23 protein-coding genes are annotated in these 19,014 nt (G+C 42.6%); 15 read left to right on the top strand and 8 right to left on the bottom strand.

Going from position 1 to position 19,014, the window contains the following annotated elements; translation table 11 throughout:
* Positions 1-67: 67 nt before the first annotated feature.
* Positions 68-526 carry an OsmC family protein gene (locus ACO06Y_RS06260; RefSeq protein ID WP_422082973.1) on the bottom strand — a complete coding sequence of 153 codons (459 nt, stop codon included), beginning with the start codon at positions 524-526 and terminating at the stop codon, positions 68-70.
* Positions 527-641: 115 nt separating this feature from the next.
* Between ACO06Y_RS06260 and ACO06Y_RS06255 the strand changes: the two genes are divergently transcribed.
* The 4 genes from ACO06Y_RS06255 to ACO06Y_RS06240 all read left to right on the top strand — a co-directional run bounded on the left by ACO06Y_RS06255 (position 642) and on the right by ACO06Y_RS06240 (position 2,993).
* The gene (locus ACO06Y_RS06255; protein ID WP_422082972.1) at positions 642-1,244 is read left to right on the top strand and encodes a carboxymuconolactone decarboxylase family protein; all 603 of its coding nucleotides are present in this window, start codon (positions 642-644) and stop codon (positions 1,242-1,244) included.
* Positions 1,245-1,265: 21 nt separating this feature from the next.
* Positions 1,266-1,832 (top strand): Crp/Fnr family transcriptional regulator, encoded by a 567-nt coding sequence (locus ACO06Y_RS06250; RefSeq protein ID WP_422082971.1) that lies wholly within the window; start codon positions 1,266-1,268, stop codon positions 1,830-1,832.
* A gap of 45 nt (positions 1,833-1,877) precedes the next feature.
* Positions 1,878-2,336: a hypothetical protein gene (locus ACO06Y_RS06245; RefSeq protein WP_422082970.1), complete on the top strand. Its 459-nt coding sequence runs from the start codon at positions 1,878-1,880 to the stop codon at positions 2,334-2,336.
* A gap of 150 nt (positions 2,337-2,486) precedes the next feature.
* The gene (locus ACO06Y_RS06240; protein ID WP_422082969.1) at positions 2,487-2,993 is read left to right on the top strand and encodes a hypothetical protein; all 507 of its coding nucleotides are present in this window, start codon (positions 2,487-2,489) and stop codon (positions 2,991-2,993) included.
* On the opposite strand, the gene ACO06Y_RS06235 is transcribed toward ACO06Y_RS06240, so the two are convergent.
* A complete protein-coding gene (locus tag ACO06Y_RS06235; protein ID WP_422082968.1) occupies positions 2,983-3,555 on the bottom strand; it encodes a uracil-DNA glycosylase family protein in 573 nt (190 codons plus the stop codon). The genes ACO06Y_RS06240 and ACO06Y_RS06235 overlap by 11 nt on opposite strands.
* 136 nt (positions 3,556-3,691) lie before the next feature.
* On the opposite strand from ACO06Y_RS06235, the gene ACO06Y_RS06230 reads away from it, so the two are divergent.
* Together ACO06Y_RS06230 and ACO06Y_RS06225 are read left to right on the top strand one after the other, a co-directional pair.
* Positions 3,692-4,267, top strand: coding sequence for a DinB family protein (locus tag ACO06Y_RS06230; RefSeq protein ID WP_422082967.1), 576 nt, complete (start codon positions 3,692-3,694; stop codon positions 4,265-4,267).
* Positions 4,268-4,334: 67 nt separating this feature from the next.
* Positions 4,335-4,919: a Crp/Fnr family transcriptional regulator gene (locus ACO06Y_RS06225; protein WP_422082966.1), complete on the top strand. Its 585-nt coding sequence runs from the start codon at positions 4,335-4,337 to the stop codon at positions 4,917-4,919.
* Positions 4,920-4,923: 4 nt separating this feature from the next.
* Here the strand turns inward: ACO06Y_RS06225 and rsmI are convergent, their stop codons facing one another.
* A complete protein-coding gene (gene rsmI, locus ACO06Y_RS06220; protein ID WP_422082965.1) occupies positions 4,924-5,595 on the bottom strand; it encodes a 16S rRNA (cytidine(1402)-2'-O)-methyltransferase in 672 nt (223 codons plus the stop codon).
* 143 nt (positions 5,596-5,738) lie between these two features.
* Between rsmI and ACO06Y_RS06215 the strand changes: the two genes are divergently transcribed.
* Positions 5,739-6,680 (top strand): hypothetical protein, encoded by a 942-nt coding sequence (locus ACO06Y_RS06215; RefSeq protein ID WP_422082964.1) that lies wholly within the window; start codon positions 5,739-5,741, stop codon positions 6,678-6,680.
* Between the two features lie 260 nt (positions 6,681-6,940).
* Here the strand turns inward: ACO06Y_RS06215 and ACO06Y_RS06210 are convergent, their stop codons facing one another.
* On the bottom strand, positions 6,941-7,630 hold the full coding sequence (locus ACO06Y_RS06210; protein ID WP_422082963.1) for a hypothetical protein: 690 nt from the start codon (positions 7,628-7,630) through the stop codon (positions 6,941-6,943).
* A gap of 105 nt (positions 7,631-7,735) precedes the next feature.
* On the opposite strand from ACO06Y_RS06210, the gene ACO06Y_RS06205 reads away from it, so the two are divergent.
* From ACO06Y_RS06205 to arfB, 7 genes are all read left to right on the top strand, one after another.
* Entirely contained in the window at positions 7,736-8,380 is a 645-nt protein-coding gene (locus tag ACO06Y_RS06205; RefSeq protein ID WP_422082962.1) for a thymidine kinase, read from the top strand.
* Positions 8,373-9,482 (top strand): alanine racemase, encoded by a 1,110-nt coding sequence (alr, locus tag ACO06Y_RS06200; RefSeq protein WP_422082961.1) that lies wholly within the window; start codon positions 8,373-8,375, stop codon positions 9,480-9,482. The genes ACO06Y_RS06205 and alr overlap by 8 nt, the downstream gene beginning before the upstream one ends.
* 85 nt (positions 9,483-9,567) lie before the next feature.
* The gene (mscL, locus tag ACO06Y_RS06195; RefSeq protein ID WP_422082960.1) at positions 9,568-9,972 is read left to right on the top strand and encodes a large conductance mechanosensitive channel protein MscL; all 405 of its coding nucleotides are present in this window, start codon (positions 9,568-9,570) and stop codon (positions 9,970-9,972) included.
* Between the two features lie 198 nt (positions 9,973-10,170).
* Entirely contained in the window at positions 10,171-11,160 is a 990-nt protein-coding gene (locus ACO06Y_RS06190; RefSeq protein WP_422082959.1) for an aspartate-semialdehyde dehydrogenase, read from the top strand.
* A 180-nt stretch (positions 11,161-11,340) separates the two neighbouring features.
* Complete coding sequence (locus ACO06Y_RS06185) at positions 11,341-13,494, top strand: prolyl oligopeptidase family serine peptidase (RefSeq protein ID WP_422082958.1); 2,154 nt, start codon at positions 11,341-11,343, stop codon at positions 13,492-13,494.
* 83 nt (positions 13,495-13,577) lie between these two features.
* Entirely contained in the window at positions 13,578-14,552 is a 975-nt protein-coding gene (locus tag ACO06Y_RS06180; protein ID WP_422082957.1) for an ABC transporter ATP-binding protein, read from the top strand.
* A gap of 5 nt (positions 14,553-14,557) precedes the next feature.
* Complete coding sequence (gene arfB / locus ACO06Y_RS06175; protein WP_422082956.1) at positions 14,558-14,962, top strand: alternative ribosome rescue aminoacyl-tRNA hydrolase ArfB; 405 nt, start codon at positions 14,558-14,560, stop codon at positions 14,960-14,962.
* 3 nt (positions 14,963-14,965) lie between these two features.
* Here arfB and ACO06Y_RS06170 read toward each other — a convergent pair whose 3' ends face one another.
* Positions 14,966-15,337, bottom strand: coding sequence for a SnoaL-like domain-containing protein (locus ACO06Y_RS06170; protein ID WP_422082955.1), 372 nt, complete (start codon positions 15,335-15,337; stop codon positions 14,966-14,968).
* A 167-nt stretch (positions 15,338-15,504) separates the two neighbouring features.
* Between ACO06Y_RS06170 and ACO06Y_RS06165 the strand changes: the two genes are divergently transcribed.
* A complete protein-coding gene (locus ACO06Y_RS06165; RefSeq protein ID WP_422082954.1) occupies positions 15,505-16,311 on the top strand; it encodes an alpha/beta fold hydrolase in 807 nt (268 codons plus the stop codon).
* Between the two features lie 78 nt (positions 16,312-16,389).
* Here ACO06Y_RS06165 and ACO06Y_RS06160 read toward each other — a convergent pair whose 3' ends face one another.
* The 3 genes from ACO06Y_RS06160 to ACO06Y_RS06150 form a co-directional block, all read right to left on the bottom strand.
* Positions 16,390-16,845 (bottom strand): 3-oxoacyl-ACP synthase, encoded by a 456-nt coding sequence (locus ACO06Y_RS06160; protein WP_422082953.1) that lies wholly within the window; start codon positions 16,843-16,845, stop codon positions 16,390-16,392.
* A gap of 93 nt (positions 16,846-16,938) precedes the next feature.
* The gene (locus ACO06Y_RS06155; protein ID WP_422082952.1) at positions 16,939-17,586 is read right to left on the bottom strand and encodes a hypothetical protein; all 648 of its coding nucleotides are present in this window, start codon (positions 17,584-17,586) and stop codon (positions 16,939-16,941) included.
* Positions 17,587-17,868: 282 nt separating this feature from the next.
* Positions 17,869-18,981: an NAD(P)/FAD-dependent oxidoreductase gene (locus ACO06Y_RS06150; protein WP_422082951.1), complete on the bottom strand. Its 1,113-nt coding sequence runs from the start codon at positions 18,979-18,981 to the stop codon at positions 17,869-17,871.
* Between the last annotated feature and the right edge of the window lie 33 nt (positions 18,982-19,014).

Genomic DNA, 19,014 nt, shown 5'->3' with positions numbered 1-19,014 from the left:
TAAACGGAAAGGAGGAACTTGGTTGAAAGGTAAGTTAAGGCGTTTATTTCAAATTATCGACTATATTCTATATAATTTTGATTGTTTGCCTCGGACTCCATTTTTTGTGAAAGACCGTTTTAATTTCCAGCTTCGCAAACTGCCGGAACATTTCCATAACGCCACAGTACTTTTCAACGGAAAGCTCTACGGCACGGTCCAATTTTTTTTCGTTGAGATTGTTCCCGTAAAAATGGTATTCTATGGTAACTTGATCATAGTACTTGGGATGCTCGTCCGTGAGGTTGGCGATGGTCTCGATATGAAAATCATCTACTTCCAATTTCATTTTTTTAAAAAGTCCCGCTACATCCAATCCAGAGCATCCTGCCAAACTGGAAAGCATTAAAGCCTTGGGGCGGAGTCCGTCCCCTTCCCCACCGTCATCGGGACTTGCATCGATTTTTATACTATGCCCTGAAAGGTTATTACTTTCAAAGGCCATTTTGCCCAACCATTTGGTCGTGATATGATTTGTTGTACCCATAAATTTTTGTTTCTTGTAAACCATAAATGTACGACAAATAGATGCCTTTCAAAACATTCGATGTTTAGGATTTTCTCATTTCGAACCTCGTATTTTGTAATTCAAAATTTAGTATATGCCCTTAGTAATCCCTCTTGATCCCAATCACGATATCGAAACCAAAAAACTGGCCGAATTCTTCAATGAGACGCTCGGTTTTTGTCCCAATTCCGTATTGACCATGCAACACAGGCCAGCCATTTCCAAAGCCTTCATCAATCTGAACAAGGCCGTAATGGCCAATGAAGGCAGGGTAACCTCGGCCCTAAAACGAATGATCGCCTGGGTCAGCAGCAATGCCACAGGATGCCGTTATTGCCAGGCCCATGCCATACGCGCGGCGGAACGTTATGGTGCGGAACAGGAACAATTGGACAATATTTGGGATTACCGTACGCACCCCGCCTTTTCCAAAGCGGAACGGGCCGCCTTGGATTTTTCCCTGGCCGCATCCCAAGTACCCAATGCGGTAAATGCCGAAATCAAGGCACGTTTGTATGAACACTGGAACGAAGGGGAAATTGTAGAGATGCTGGGTGTTATTTCCCTATTCGGCTACCTTAACCGATGGAACGATTCCATGGGCACCTCCATTGAGGACGGGGCCTTGGAAAGTGCCACACAGTATTTGGGAAAACACGGTTGGGAGAAAGGGAAACATGGAGGCGAAATGTATTAAAGGTTTCTAGGAAATTTAAAAATGCAGCATATTAGAGAACATCTGGAATCCTTTGCTCCCCTTTCAGATGATGATTGGCTTGTCTTTAAATCCAAACTGGTCTTCCAAGATTACCCCAAAAACAGTGTAATCCTCAAACAAGGAACTACGGAGAACTATTTGTCCTTCATCGAATCTGGAGTAGTCCGGTTGTACATTCCTAAAATTGATAACGATCTTACTTTTGGTTTTGTCTTTGCCCATAGTTTTGTGAGCGCCTATGATTCCTTTTTGACACAATCCCCCTGTACCTACCAAATCCAATCCATAACCCCTACGAACCTTTGGCGGGTAAGTTATACCGATTTACAAACGATATATAGGGAAACGGCCATTGGTAATGAGATTGGCCGAAAAAATGCCGAAAACCTATTTCTTATCAAATCCAAACGCGAACTGGCGCTTTTGAACAAATCGGCCAAAGAACGCTATTTGGAATTATTTTCGGAACGGCCTGAACTGATTCGGGAAATTCCCTTGAAGTATATCGCCTCATATATTGGCATTACCCCACAGGCTCTGAGCCGAATTCGACGACAGATTTCTTAACCTAGGTTCATTGCACGGCATCTTTTTAATGGGAATCTTTGCCCTATGAAACCACTACTCGTATTACTGGTAACTTTTCTGCTTTCCTTAGTCCTGATCAAGTTTATAAAAGGGCAGTTGTCCCTGGCCCTGGCAGCACAAATCGCCATGGCCGCGATGCTGGTATTTACCGCAATCGGTCATTTTGCTTTTACCGATGGGATGGCACAAATGCTCCCTAATTTCGTTCCGGCCAAAAAAGAATTGGTCTACATCACCGGTGTCATGGAAATAGGGTTCGCCATAGGTTTGCTCGTTCCTAACTATAGAGTTACCGTAGCTTGGCTCCTAATCGTTTTCTTTATCCTAATTCTTCCGGCGAACATTAAGGCGTCGTTGGAGAACATCAATTACCAGACCGGGGAGCTTAATGGTAAAGGGATAACCTACTTATGGTTTAGAATTCCACTGCAGTTGTTTTTTATCCTTTGGGTCTATTTTTCGATTTTAAAGAAAGGACTTTGAAACATAAATTTTTATTTTAGCTTACCGAGTAGAGCGAATAATTCCATAAAGAGCTTCTGTTGATGATACAACCATAAAACTGGTGTAAACGGTGATTGATAGAAGGAAAAGCATAGGGCGTCAAGTATTAAGATTCGATAGTAGATTAGAATGCAATATTGCGAGTTTTGCAAAACAAAGAGAGAACCAGGAGTTTCGGAATGCCAAAACTGCGGCCTACCTTTTGAAGGTTCCGAAGAGGAAAAGTCAAATCATATTTCTGGTATTTTCAGGGCAAATGAAAAACTGCAAGAAGCAAGTAATGCCATGCAACGTGCAAAATGGATATTGTTTGCCATTGGATTAATAACTCTCATTTTTCAGTTTCATTCATTTTATCAACAAAAGGTTGAAATTGGTGATTTCGTAATAATGGCGGGTTTAAGTATATTAATCACTATATGCGGTTTCACGACTACTGATTATCCCATTCCGAGTGTGACCTTAGGAACAATTTTTGTAATTGGCATATATGCTTATTCTATTTATTTGGAGCCTAGAAATATGCTTAATGGCATTATTTGGAAAGTTTTAATACTTTCTGTTCTTGTTTATGCAATAAAGACAGCAAATGATTTTGAAAAAATGCTCAAGAACAATCCAAAAATTAACTATTAATAGATAGCATAATATCTTTCAAATCTTGCAAAACCTCTTTTTCAAACCATAGATTTTTGCTTAACCAAAATCGGTTGCGAGGTGAAGGGTGGGGCAATACAAAATAACGGGGCAAATAGTTTTTATAGGCCCTTACCGTTTTGGTCAGATTCTTTTCCATTTTTTCGCCCAAATAATGGCGCTGTGCATATTGCCCGATTAGGATAACCAATTGTAGGTTGGGCATTTGATCAAAGAGCGGTGTATGCCACAAAGGGGCGCACTCCGGCCGTGGAGGCAAATCACCACTTCTCCCCTTTCCCGGATAGCAGAAGCCCATAGGGATCAGCGCAATTTTCCTTTCGTCATAAAAAACGGCATCCGTAACGCCCAGCCAATTTCGTAATTGCTTTCCACTGGGGTCATCCCAAGGGATACCTGTTTTATGCACTTTGGCTCCCGGAGCCTGTCCGATTATGGCAATCTTGGATTCCGGATTTGCAGCAATAATAGGCCTCGGACCCATGGGCAGATGGGCTTTGCATACTTCACAGTTCCGTATTTCAGCAAGTAAATTATCCATGAATATTAAACAAATTGTCGAAAACCAAAAGACAAACTAACAAAGACCCTTAATCCCCTTTTCGTTTTTCTTGATACAAATCAATATTTCCAAAAGGCAAAAGTTGGACTTTTGTATCGAACAAAATCACTTAGTTATGCCTCCCTTATTGATTACGTCCGAAAATCAAATTCAACGCTTGAATCTCTTGATGAAGACCATAGACCAACTTCAGGGACTGGATATCTCAAAGTTGAACACCCCTCCAACACCCAAGGCTTGGAGTGTTTTGGAAATTATCGAACATTTAAGCATTGCGTATACGTTTTATGTTGAAAAAATAGATGCAGCCTTAGCAAAATCAACGGAACGTACCACTGAAAACGAAGTGCTCAAGGCACGGGCATGGCAAAAGATAATAATTAGGGGGCAACGTCCGAAAGAGGGCAAACGCAAATGGAAAATGAAGACGTTACGGAAATTTGAACCCGTCTTTCCCAATAACCTAAGCCAAGAACAAATCAATGAGACATTTGAAAAATTCAACCAGCTATACGGTCATTTAAAACAGTCTATTCTTATAAGTCGGCAAAAAGAAGTCTCAAAAACCAAAGTTTCTTCGGCCATAGGGCCTATCGTCACTTTTTATTTGCCCGAATGTTTTGAGTTTTTGCTGAGCCACGCGGAGCGGCACCTTGTTCAAATTAAGGAAACCTTGGATTCGCTATCTTAAAGGGGGCAGTAGGTTACTTTTACTTAAGTAAACCTTATTTTTATAATCCATATGGCAAATAGCTTCCATGGACGACGCTACTTATCAAAAACTGAAAGGCTTTTTCCCTCAGGTTCATTTAGGTTCCGAGGAGGAATCAAAATTCCGCTCGTTGTGGGTTCTCAAATCTTTTAATCGATCAGATCTTATTACCGAAGCGGGTACTACCGAGCGCTACTTTTATTTTGTGCTGGAAGGTGTACAGGCCCTATATATCCTCAATGAAAGAGGAGAAAAAGTGGTTTTGGGGTTTTCCTATTCCGGAAGTCCCTCAGGGGTGTTCGATTCCTTTATCTATAAGACCCCGTCATTTACTTTTTTGGAAGCCCTAAAACCTTCCAAAATGCTGGCCATCAATTGGGAAAACTACCAGAGCCTCTTCGAGCTTTATCCGGATTTTCAGACTTGGGGGCACCATTTTTTTAGGGACATCCTTATAGGACGCCTATATCGCGAGGTGGAGTTGCTTACCCTATCGGCGGAAGAACGCTATATACGATTCATGCAACGCTGTCCAAAAGAGCTACAAGTAATTCCACAAAAATATCTAGCCTCCTACTTGAATATGAAACCGGAAACGTTTAGCCGTCTTCGAAAATCCACCCGCTATTGAAGTACTACTTTTTTCCAGCGACTACAATAACTATTTCACCTTTGGGCGGCCTCTCGGAGTAATATGCTAAAACCTCGGCTGCCGTTCCCCGTATTGTTTCCTCATACATTTTGGTCAGTTCCCGGGAAACGGAAACGGCGCGATCTTTCCCGAAATACTCCACGAACTGGGTCAAGGTCTTTACCAGTTTATGGGGCGATTCATAGAATACCATGGTACGGGTCTCCTCGGCCAAAAGCTTTAATCGGGTCTGGCGGCCTTTCTTTACGGGAAGAAATCCCTCGAAAACAAATTTGTCATTGGGAAGTCCACTATTCACCAATGCCGGTATCAAGGCGGTAGCTCCCGGAAGACATTCCACCGCGATTTCATTTTCAATACAGGCCCGGGTCAATAAAAACCCGGGATCTGAGATAGCCGGTGTACCCGCATCGGAAATAAGGGCAATGGTTTCTCCGGACAACATTCTCTTGATGAGGGCATCCACAGTCCTATGCTCATTATGCATGTGATGGGACTGCATTGGGGTGGTAACGTTATAATGTTGTAACAGCTTCCCACTGGTTCGGGTATCCTCGGCCAGTATGGTATCTACCTCCTTCAAAATGCGCAAGCTCCTTAGGGTCATATCTTCCAGATTGCCGATGGGCGTGGGTATTAAATAAAGTTTTGCCATTGTGCTTTATGATTTCTGTTCCAAAAGGCGATTTAAAAGTAGGGAAATCTATAGTAATGACAGGCTTCCCAAATCGTAGGATAAATTTTCATTTTAATGAATTTACATTTTTTGATGCTCCGGTATTTTTCTATTTTTCCAATATGTATACCAAAGTCTTGCCTTTTAAGAAATCCAGTCTACAGTTCATACTATATGGTTGGATAATATGCGGTATATTCCTGGCCTCGGCCTGTTCCGGGATTCCCAAAAACGTTGTATCTCCCCGATTGCAGAATCCTTCTCCCATGGAGGAGCATATACGAATCCACAAACGGCTTGGGAAAACCGAGCCTCCGGGCAAAAAATGGGTTTTGGATAGTGTTTTGTCAAAATCGGTGGTACTATATCTTCCACCAAAGGCCGAAAACATGAAATCCCTGGATTTGCTTATCCATTTCAATGGAGCGTCGCATATACCTATGAATGCCGTTCGGTACGCGGATCGACCCTTGATATTGGCAGTAGTCCATCTGGGTTCAGGTTCTTCTGTCTATGAAAGTCCATTTAAAGATGTCGAAGTCTTTAACCGCCTATTAAGAGTCATACAATCGAAATCATCCATACAAAGAATCAACAATATTTATTGTAGTGCCTTTAGTGCGGGTTATGGGGCCGTTCGTGAACTATTAAAATCACAAATGCATCGAATTGATGGGCTTTTGCTCCTCGATGCGCTACATACAGATTATGTTCCCAAAGCGACTCCTTTAGCCGAGGGAGGTCGGTTGAACACCGAAAAATTGGCGGGATTTCTGGACTACGCGCAACAGGCAATCCAGGGTGAAAAAAAAATGTTGATGACACATTCCGAGATTTTTCCGGGAACTTTTGCCAGCCTTACGGAAACCACAGATTGGCTTCTCAACCGTTTAGGGATACCAAGAAAACCCGTATTGAAATGGGGCCCGGTAGGCATGCAACAAATTGGCGAGGCGGGCAAAGGACAATTTCTTATCATATCATTTGCCGGAAACAGTGCCCCAGATCACATAGACCACTTACATGGGATGCCCCATTTTCTCGAGATGTTTTTGGAAGACTGACGAATAGAATATTTCTTGAAATCAACAATCCCGGATATCAAGACCATGGTGATATTCCGTCGGTCCTATTTTAATATAAGAGTCAAAAACCGAAATCTTATGGTTTGGATTCCCGCCCTTACCAAAACAAGTTCGGAACATGCCTGGTAATTGCATTTTGATGAACCCCCTGCAATGGAAGGTTCAAAGCAGATCGTAAAGAAGTTCTTTTCTACTAAAGTCCCTCACCCCGTCCAGACTTTTCGGCCCTGGCCATGGAATTAAGCAAATCTTCGCCCTACCAATGCCATAAATCGTTTTTCATATTCCTCTTTCCCTTCCCAATGATTATAATCGGGTTTTACCATGTTGGTGATAAAGGAAATGGAACGTTCCTCGGAATCTATGGTGTTCAGTTGGGAGATAACCCTATTGAAATCTTCCGTACTCTCATTAAAAAGATGTTTCACAAAGGCCAATCGGTCATTGAGATCTACTTTAATGTCCGTATTCCCGAATCTGTCGTTTAGGGACTTTGGCCTTGTTTCCCGCTTTGCGCCGTTCTCTTTGGAAGGCATAAAGAGTTCCTTATCGTTCTTCACATATTCCGGTTTTGCCATAAATTCGGCCAAAACCTCATCTACCGGCGCCTCATTGGGCATTTCCGAGACCATGTCCTTTATGGTATCAATTCCCGGGGTCATGATATCCTCGCTATGCGGATTGCTTTCCGGAACTGATGAATTGGCACTCAACACGGCATTTGCCATTGTTTCAAACTTGGAGGCCATAGTGCTTTTGGAAACATCCACTTCCACATCGTTCAACTCGTTGTCTATAAACTTCAATACGGCAAGTTTTTCGTAAAGACTTCTGGCCGCTTCGTAGAGGTCGGTAATTTCCTTTAAGTCCCTGGAGGTAATGATATCCGTGGACAGTTTCCGCAATTCCTCCTTCAATTTTCGTTTCATTGCTTTTATTTTATCCTTTCGGAAAAGGTGTCCCTTTTTTAGTAATTTTAATGCTTGCTATAATTAGGAACGAAGAAACCCCTTATTTTCGTCTAAAATTACAAAATGTTTCTCGAAAATACCGTTAATAACAAAGAACAATTCGGCTGGATAGAGGTCATCTGCGGCTCCATGTTTTCTGGTAAGACCGAGGAACTTATCCGAAGATTAAAACGTGCGAAGTTTGCCAAACTTAAGGTAGAAATATTTAAACCTATTGTGGACAATCGGTATCATGAGGATAAGGTAATTTCCCACGATGCCAATGAAATCCGTTCCACACCTGTCCCCGCAGCGGCGAACATTCGTATTTTGGCCGATACCTGTGATGTTATTGGAATTGATGAGGCCCAGTTCTTTGATGATGAAATAGTGACGGTCTGTAACGATTTGGCCAATAAAGGTGTTCGGGTGGTGGTAGCCGGGCTCGATATGGATTTTAAGGGAAACCCCTTTGGGCCGATGCCAGCATTAATGGCCACTGCGGAATATGTGACCAAAGTGCATGCAATCTGTACCCGTACGGGAAACCTGGCGAATTATAGTTTCCGAAAATCGAGTAATGACGATTTGGTCATGCTCGGCGAAGTCGAGGAATATGAGCCCTTGAGCAGGGCCGCTTTTTTTAAGGCAATGTTGCGGGAAAAGATAAAAAAGATGGATGTGGAAGTCGAAGAGCTCCCACCAAACTCTAAAAGCCCTAATGCCTAAGACCAACGAAACCATTCTTGAAATCGATTTGGGTGCCCTTGAGCACAATTATCGTTATTTGAAATCCAGATTGCGGCCTACCACAAAATTCTTGGCCGTGGTAAAGGCCTTCGCATATGGTAGTGATGTAGCAAAAATTGCCCAAAAATTGGAAGGATTGGGAGTAGACTATTTTGCGGTGGCCTATGTAAACGAAGGCGTAACCTTACGCGATGGAGGAATACAGGCCCCCATTCTTGTATTACATCCACAGCCCTCAAATTTTGAAACACTTATAAAGAGAAATCTAGAGCCCAGTCTGTACTCCCCAAAAATACTTAGGGAATTTCTCGAAGTTGCCAAAAAAAGTGGGCAAAAGGATTATCCAGTACATATCAAATTTAATACAGGTCTGAATCGATTAGGATTCTGGGAGAACGATGTGGATTATATTGTTAAGCAATTGGTTGGGCGGAGCGAAATCAAAATAGTTTCTGTCTTTTCCCATTTGGCGGCATCCGACGACTTGGAGGAAGCCGCATTTACAAATGGCCAAATCGATACGTTTCAAAAAATTGCTGCCGAGATGGATGAAAAATTGGATTGTACCCCTTTTCGGCATCTATTGAATACCTCGGGTATCATCAACTATCCGGAATCCCAATGGGATATGGTAAGAAGTGGGATAGGTCTGTACGGGTATGGCAACGAAAAGACCATCGATGCACAATTGAGACCTGTAGCTTGCCTTAAGACCATTATTTCACAAATCCATAAAATAGAGCCCAATGAAACCGTAGGATACAATAGGGCCTTTATATCCGATGGGTACCGGGTAACGGCCACGCTGCCCTTGGGACACGCCGACGGAATAAGTAGGCAGTACGGCAATGGAAGTACGTATGTAACGGTACATGGCAAAAAAGCCCCTATAATTGGAAACGTCTGTATGGATATGATCATGATAGATATCACCGGAATTGATTGCAGTGAAGGGGATGAAGTCGTCATCTTTGGACAAAACCCGACTGCAGAGGAATTTGCATCTACGGCAAATACCATCTCCTATGAGCTTTTAACAGGTATTTCGCAGCGGGTAAAACGTGTTTTTATCGATAATTGATTTGACTATTAACATTTTGTTAACAGTATTTTTTTAGCTACATTGCGGGCAGATGCTAATAACAATTTATTAAAACACTAAAACCATGTGGAAAGAATTCAAAAATTTTATCATGACGGGAAACGTCATCGATTTGGCAGTGGCCGTAATATTGGCCGGTGCCGTTGGTCTTGTCGTAAACGGATTTGTGAATGACATTATGATGCCCATAGTCGGCTATTTTGCTGGTGGAATGGATTTTGCGGATATGAAAGTTGTCCTTTCCGAAGCCGTGATGGCAGCCGATGGAACCGTAGAAAAACCTGAAAGTGCCATCCGCTATGGTGCCTGGATAAACACGATTATCAATCTGATCATTGTAGGTTTTGTGTTGTTTATGATCGTGAAATCTTATAACAAGGTACGGGCACCCAAACCGAAACCTGCCCCATCAGGGCCTACCCAAGAAGAGCTCTTGGCCGAAATCCGGGATCTGTTAAAAAAGCAATAACTCATATCAAGCCTTTTACAAGGCACCGCTACATCACAATTAAAATTAAAACCATTAACCCCTGCGTAAACAGGGGTTTTTCTTTTCTGAACGTGAAATTCATTTTTATAACATTTTGTTATATTTTTTAAATTTGATTCGCTTTACTTGTACAGTCCGTATCCATGGAGTACATTTGCCTTTCCAAATTCATAGGCAATGAAAGTAGCGGTAGTAGGTGCCACGGGAATGGTCGGCGAGGTGATGTTAAAGGTATTGGCGGAACGCAATTTCCCTATCTCCGAATTGTTATTGGTAGCTTCGGAACGTTCCGTAGGCAAGAAATTGACCTTCAAGGGCGAGGAACATACGGTTATAGCCCTTAACGAGGCGGTAACGGCAAGGCCCGACATCGCCATTTTCTCGGCTGGTGGAGATACCTCTTTGGAATGGGCTCCCAAGTTTGCAGAGGTCGGTACTACGGTTGTAGACAATTCCTCTGCCTGGCGCATGGATCCAACCAAAAAGTTGGTAGTTCCGGAAATCAATGCCCAAGAATTAAAGGCAACGGACAAAATCATTGCCAATCCCAATTGTTCTACCATTCAAATGGTTATGGCACTGGCACCCCTACACCGGAAGTATCGGATGAAGCGGGTAGTGGTCTCTACCTATCAATCAGTCTCGGGAACCGGTGTAAAGGCCGTAAAACAACTGGAAAACGAAATGGCGGGTGTTCAGGGCGAAATGGCCTATCCCTATCCCATCAATAGAAATGCATTGCCACATTGCGATATCTTCATGGAAAACGGATATACCAAGGAAGAGATGAAACTGGCTCGTGAGCCACAAAAAATCTTGGATGACCGTACATTCTCGGTAAGCGCCACAGCCGTGCGTATCCCCACTGCGGGAGGACATTCGGAATCCGTAAACGTGGAGTTCGAGAACGATTTTGAACTTAACGAAGTTCGGAAATTGTTAAACGAAACCCCAGGGGTAACGGTACAGGACAACCCAGATACCAATACGTATCCCATGCCTATCTATGCACATGATAAGGACGAAGTCTTTGTGGGCCGTATCCGAAGGGATGAAACCCAGCGCAATACATTGAACCTATGGATTGTGTCCGACAACCTTAGAAAAGGAGCGGCGACCAATGCCGTTCAAATTGCGGAATACTTAGTGGAAAATCAGTTGGTGTAGGTAATCCGGAGGTCACCAAAGTTTTACTTTGACCAAACCTGGTTCAAAGGGTGCAAAAGCATCAGGGTATCTGAATTTTGCTCATCCCTGTCCCGTTTCCTTAAATAAAGTTAAATCTTTCCAAATCCATTGATTTCATTTGCTTTTGGGATATTTTTATCAGATTTAATCCCAACTGACATGAGAAAAATCGGCGTCTTTTTGCTAGTGCTTATCTTTGCTGCCTGTAACATCAAAAAAGAGAGAAATCCCATCATTGTGAATTATCCCAACACGAAGAAAGTCGATACCGTAGATACGTATTTTGGTACCGAAGTAAAGGATCCCTACCGTTGGTTGGAAGATGACCGGAGTACGGAAACCGAGGCCTGGGTAAAGGCACAGAACAAAACTACCTTTGGCTATTTGGACAGGATCCCTTTTCGGGACGATCTTAAAAATCGTCTTGAAAAGCTTTGGAATTATGAAAAGTTGGGCTCCCCCTTTAAGGAAGGGGACTATACCTACTTCTACAAGAACGATGGTCTACAGAATCAATATGTGGTCTATCGTAAAAAAGATGAAGGAGAGGAAGAGGTTTTTCTAGACCCCAATACCTTTTCCGAAGATGGTACCACTTCATTAATGGGGCTAAGCTTTACCAAGGACGGTTCAAAGGCCGCATACCTTATTTCCGAAGGAGGGAGCGACTGGCGCAAAGGGATAGTAATCCATACACAGACCAAGGAAATTGTGGAGGATACCTTGGTAGATATCAAATTTAGCAGTATTTCCTGGAAAGGTAATGATGGTTTTTTCTATTCCAGCTACGATAAGCCCAAAGGCAGTGAGCTTTCTGCCAAAACCGATCAACATAAGTTATACTATCATAAATTAGGCACTCCCCAGATTGAGGATCAGGTTGTCTTTGGTGGGACATCAAAACAAAAACATCGCTATGTGGGTGGTTATGTTTCCGAAGATGAACGCTACCTATTTATTTCCGCATCCACCTCAACTTCGGGCAATAAATTGTATCTGAAGGATTTGATGGATCCCGCTGCCAAATTGGTCACCGTGCTGGATGATACGGAATCGGATACCAGTGTTATTGAAAACGTAGGAACTAAATTGTATTTGGTCACTAACCGAAATGCCCCAAACAAAAAAATTGTTGTTACCGATGCTACCAATCCCGTTCCGGAGAATTGGAAAGACTTCATCCCGGAAACAGAAAATGTGTTGACCGCGGGTACCGGAGGCGGATATTTCTTTACGGAATATATGGTAGATGCCATTTCCAAGGTCTTACAATATGATTATGAAGGAACCCTGATACGGGAAGTGGAACTCCCGGGTGTTGGTAGTGCCGGTGGATTTGGTGGCAAGAAAGAAGACAGGGAGTTCTATTTTTCCTTTACCAACTACAACACCCCAGGTTCCTCCTATAAGTATAATGTGAAAACCGGAAAATACAGTCAATACTGGAAACCGGAAATTGATTTTGACCCGTCCGATTACGAATCCAAACAAGTATTCTATGCTTCAAAGGATGGCACCCGAGTACCTATGATCATTACCTACAAAAAAGGAATTGAACGCAATGGAAAAAACCCGACCATCCTATATGGTTACGGGGGGTTCAACATTAGCCTGACTCCTTATTTCAGCATAGTCAATGCAATTTGGATGGAGCAGGGAGGCGTCTACGCCGTGCCCAACCTCCGTGGTGGCGGTGAGTATGGTAAAAAGTGGCATATTGCCGGTACAAAAATGAAAAAACAAAATGTGTTTGATGATTTCATAGCCGCAGCGGAATATCTCATTGACAACAACTACACCTCTAAGGAATATCTGGCTATTAGAGGTGGTTCCAACGGAGGGCTTTTGGTGGGGGCTACCATGACCCAACGACCAGATTTGATGCAGGTAGCGTTACCGGCCGTGGGAGTCTTGGATATGCTCCGGTATCATACGTTTACAGCGGGTGCCGGATGGGCCTATGATTATGGAACCGCCGAGGAGAGTAAGGAAATGTTCGCTTATTTAAAGGGTTATTCACCCTTGCACAACATAAAGGAAGGAACCAAATATCCTGCCACCCTAATAACCACCGGGGATCATGATGACCGAGTGGTGCCCGCCCACAGCTTTAAATTCTCGGCGGAGCTACAGGAAAAACAAATCGGGAAAAATCCTACTTTGATCCGGATAGAGACCAACGCTGGGCATGGTGCAGGTACCCCAGTAAGCAAGACCATTGAGCAGTATGCCGATATTTTTGGATTTACCCTCTACAATATGGGCTTCGAGGAATTGCCCAACCAGACCGTGCTCAAAGAATTTAAGGATTAATACGGGCAATTATCAATATTTTTTTGGAAAATCCGTTTCTTAATTTGGGAGCGGATTTTATTTTCCCTAGAACAACACTTCCTATGCTTCAAGTAGATCATGTATCATTTGCCTATGACGAAACATCGGTGTTGGAAGACATAAACCTGAAAGTCTCCAAAGGCGAGCACGTTTCCATTATCGGGGAAAGCGGTTGTGGAAAAAGCACCTTGCTTAAAATTATTTACGGCCTATTGCATATTAAGGTCGGGGAGGTTTATTGGGATGAAAACCAAATAAAGGGGCCTTTGTACAATTTGGTTCCCGGTGAACCCTATATGAAGTACCTGGCCCAGGATTTTGACCTGATGCCCTACACTACCGTTTTTGAAAACATAAGCCAATACCTTTCCGTTTTCGAACCCGAGGAGCTTAAGGCCCGCACTTCTGAGCTTTTGGAGATGATAGAAATGACCCATTTGGCCCAGACGAAAGTACGTTATTTGAGCGGGGGACAACAACAACGGGTAGCATTGGCCAGGGTGCTGGCGCAACAGCCCCAAATTCTTTTGCTGGACGAACCCTTTAGCCATATCGATAACTTTAGAAAAAACGCCTTAAGAAGGAATTTGTTCACCTTTTTAAAAAAAGAGGGGATAACCGTTTTAACGGCGACCCATGATCATAATGATATGCTTCCCTTTGCCGATCGGGTAATCGTTCTGAAAGACCGAAAAATTATTGCCAAGGATACCCCAAAAAACTTGTATGAGCACCCGAAGGATTTATATATCGCCTCTTTGTTCGGTGAGGCCAATAGAATCCCGATCAATGTCGTTAAATCGTATGCGGATACCAAACGCCGCATTATCGTCTATGCCCATGAGTTCAAGGTCTCAGAAAAATCAGGGCTGGAAGTCGTTGTAAAAAAATCATATTATATGGGAGGGCATTATCTGGTCGTAGGAACCTATGAAGAACAGGACATTTTCTTTAACCATCATTCCGCATTGGAAGCAGAAAAGAATATTTTTTTGAATATCTCCATAGAAACCATAAATCAACGGTTAAACATCTGATCTTTATGGACACGGGGCAACTTATTCGAGAAGTTCAATTTAAGGCCGTTCGCAGTGGAGGCGCCGGTGGACAGCATGTGAACAAGGTCTCTACAAAAATTGAGTTGACCTTTAATCTGATAGGTTCCTCCGCTTTGTCGGAAACGGAAAAGAAACGTCTGCTGGAGAAACTTGAGTCTCGACTGACCAATGACGGTTTGTTGCTTTTGCAATGTGATGCGACCCGTAGCCAACACAAAAACAAGGAGCTTGTAATCCGTCGTTTTTTGGATGTCATCGAGTCGGCATTAAAAGTGCCGAAAAAAAGAAAGAGAACAAAGCCATCACAAGCCGCAAAGGAAAAACGCTTAAAGGCCAAAAAAATAACCGCACAGAAAAAAGCCAGTCGCGGGAAACCCAATTTGGAGTAATTTCTACCCCATATCGGGTACATCATAAAAGAATTGTGCTTTTTTAATTTTACCATTTTCAACTTGGTACAAACACAGTTCTTCCATTTTCCATCTGCCTTGCCCTTTGAAGGTGGCATCACTTGTCATAGGAAGCATAAAGTGATTCCCGGCAACCACGGGTTCTCCCACTGAACCCCCATGAACCTCTTCAATACTATTGGCCCACTCATAGTATCCGTCAATAATTTTTTCCTTACCCTGGGTCACTTCATCCCCTGGCATGCCGGGCATTTCAATACTTACCGCATCATCTGCATAAAGCTCGTAAGCTTCATCGTATTTTCCCTCCTTGCAAAGGCTCACTAACTTATCGGCAACTTCTTGTGTAGACATTCTTAAAATTTTAAACGGTTAATTCCTTTAAATTTAAAAAGAATCCCGGTTCCTTTTCTTAATTTATGGTTAATTATAAATAGAGTGGTCGTATAAATATTCCGATATTCGTTATGGCTTATGACCGATTGTTTGCGTATTGCATCAATCTATCGTTACATTCCAAAATGAAAAAGCTATTCCTAATTTCAGTAGCCTTACTGGTAGAACAAGGCCATGCACAGGAACCCAATAGGACCGAAATCGTAAATGTAAATGGTATTGAGTTGTACTATGAACAATACGGTAAGGGCGAACCGTTGCTTCTTCTTCATGGCTGGACACAATCTTCCCAATTTTGGTCGGAATACATTTCCACCTATGCCCAAAGTTATGAAGTATACGCCGTAGACCTAAGGGGTCATGGTAAAACCACGCCATTGACCGAGGATTTTTCCATACAGAAATCGGCCAAAGATATCATAGCCCTAATGGATTATTTAAGCTTAAAAAGGGTCAAGGCCATTGGTCTGAGTTACGGAGGACTGGTCTTGCTTCAAATTGGCGATTTACTTCCGGATCGGCTGGAATCCGTAATACTTATAGGTGCTTCCCATAATTATAGTGGCGGGGATAACCAAGCGCTTGATAATCAATTCTCCTTTGAAGATCTTCCTCCCTCCTTTGTTGAACAACTTCGGGGGCTACATCCCCAGGGAGACCAACAGATTAAGGCGCTGTTCAATCCAGGCTTAAATTATGAAATTAGACTTAAGGACGAAGATTTAAGGGCAGTGCGTACCCGAACATTGATCATTAATGGTGACCGTGATGAGATATTGGGCGTGGACGCGGCGCTTGCACTTCATAAGCATTTGCCCGATTCGGAATTGTGGATCGTTCCCAATTCCGGACATATCCCAATTGGCGGCACAAATAAATCCCAATTTCTGGATATCTCCATTGAATTTCTAAATCGGAAAAAAGCGAAGTAAGCGATTCTATCCAAATACAAATATGACACATCTTGGAAATGTTTTAAAAGGCAATAAAATCAAACAATGTTTTATCGGCTATTCAATTTCCAAAATTTTGATTTTTTGCCCATTGAAAGCAATAGTATCTCCAATAGTCTTCCCTAACAACAGCTTTCCAATAGGTGTCCCTGCGGAGATACAAAAAAAAGATCGGTTCTTTTTTTTAAAGGCCCCTGCAGAAATGGCCAAAAAATAATTGCCTCTTGAAGTAATGACACAGCTGCCAAGGCCTATTATTTCCTTATTTTCTTGTAAATGTACTTTAGCCATGACCTGCTTCATTGCCTCGGCCGCTGTCAATTGATGACCCAATTTTTCACGCTCCAACTGCAACATGGCCCTCCCCGTTTCATGCTTGTCGCCCGCACTACTTTTGGTTTCGGAGGTCAATGCTTCTTGTATATCTACCATATTCTTTCGGATACGGACAATTCGGTCTACAACAAAAGTCTCGCAAAACTCCAGCAGCTCCTTTTTGATTGTTCCTTGCATTAAAAAACCAATTAGAAAATAGGAAATAAATGAATATCCAAATCCTTTATTCGATTTTAGGAGGGTAAGTGTTGCACTAAAGATAAAGGAACCCTAATCCTCAAAATGATACAGGTCTGCCAACCTATATATCAAAAGGTTGACGATGGCACTATCTTCCTTGCCCGTATTGAACATCTGCTTGACCTCATCCCTGTTTTCATTTTTAAAGAACCGAAGGTCGTCCGATCTATACTCACTCAAAATATTCCAGGATTTGAGGCCTTTTAGCATCTCTTGGTGTGCGGAATAACGCCGATTTATCAAGTTGAGCTGCTTCTTGAACGTCACATTCCCTTTATTGCCCGTTTCAAGTTTTTTGGCGTTCCATTCCTCATATTCTTTCTTAAGACGATCATCCGCCTTTTCCGCTTCGGCAATAATTTTGAAATACGCCCGGGAGACTAGGGTGTTATATTTTTCCTCAAATGCCACTTCTTCTTCCATCAATGGATTATAGGTATCTTCTTTACCTATTCCGGCGTCCAGAATGCTGGTGTAAAAATCCATTTCCTCCTTTGGTTTTACCGTCCTATCGGCCAATAAGGAATTCTTCCAGGCCTCGGATTTCACCATTTCCTTCCATACTTTGTTGTATTCCCTCCTAAAATTCATTTTCGATGAGGAACATCCCATACAAAAGGACGCCATGAACACTACTATACAACCTAAACCAAATTTCCTTGGGACACCGTTTTTCATAAAATCACCGTTTTAGTACACTACTAACCGTTACCCGTTCGATAATCAATAAATCGAACCAAATGGATATCTACCAAAGCAAATAGTTCGTATACCCTATGGTGGAGGATATGGGGGTTTAGTCCATAAAAAATGTGGATTAAGCTCTGGGGAAGCTAATGAAAAAGTAAGTCTACCAATATAGGAAGAAAATATTACTTGTACAGAAAAAACTAAGTGCTTTATTCCGGTATTTCAATATTATAGATATTACACTTTGACATGGCTCGTGAAGCGCCACCTCTAAATGAGGTCTGCCAACTTCCTCCCGGTCAAACTGCCGATCGCGACCCCCATGCCCCCTAAGCGAATGGCACCATACACATTCTCCGAAACCTGTTTTATAATAGGACTCTTTTCCTTCCCTACCCCCATAATCCCGCTCCATCTTCGATCAATTTCAAAGTTGGTATTGGGGAGAATGACCCGTTCCAGCAGTTCTTCCAGTCGGTTTTGAATCAATTCGGTTTGACCGAAAACAACTGTTTCCTCCCCTTCAAAATCAAGGTTTCTACCCCCTCCCAGTAGTATCCGATCGTCAATATTCCGAAAATAATAGTACCCTTCATCCAGATGAAATGTACCTCTGATCCCTAGGTTTTGTAGAGGTTTGGTAATCACTACTTGAGCTCGCGCAGGTCTTACGTCTTCGTTCAATAATTGGGATGCAAATCCATTGGTGGCTATAAGCAACTTTTGGGCCCTGCATTCAAAAGCATCGGTTTGTACCGATATACTTCCCTGATTCTCCATAAAATCATTGACGGTTATCGAATTCAAAACAATAATACCTTTTTGCTGTGCCAATTGAAGTAGGGCCATCATCATCTTGCCGGTATCTAATTGTCCTTCAAAGGTATGTGCGATATAGCGCTCCTTTATACTTTTGAAATGAAAGGAATTGGGATGCAAACTAAAGGGTTCGGCTCCAAATATCGGTTTTAAAAGATGATTGATTCCCGCCATACGATCGAGGCAATTCTCGTAAAGCGCTGTCTGTTCCTCCAAAAAAAGTTCGTAACTCCCGTTTTGTCGAAAATCGATTTGTTCGTCCCCTAAAACACTTCGAAGCAATTGTATTCCTTCCCATCTTTGCTCTACAAGACGAAATACTTTTTCCTGCGCATAGGAATTCAGATCGGCCAAAATTTCGGAAATACTTCCAAAGCAGGCAAAACCGGCATTTTTGGTACTGGCACCCTGAGGCAGAACACCTCTTTCCAGAACTACTATTTTGGATTTGGGATGGGCATCCCTTAATCGAAGCGCACAACTAAGCCCAACTATTCCACTGCCTACAATTGCAAAGTCTATGTTGGACAACCATGTCTTATATTCCCAATAGCTGAGGTTCATTATCCGGAATTAGTAAGACCTTACAAGGTCTCG

Source organism: Ulvibacterium sp., from assembly GCF_965228935.1.
Classification (GTDB): Bacteria; Bacteroidota; Bacteroidia; order Flavobacteriales; family Flavobacteriaceae; genus Ulvibacterium.
Note: the sequence above shows the minus strand (reverse complement) of the source record. Positions and strands in the feature narration are given on the sequence as shown.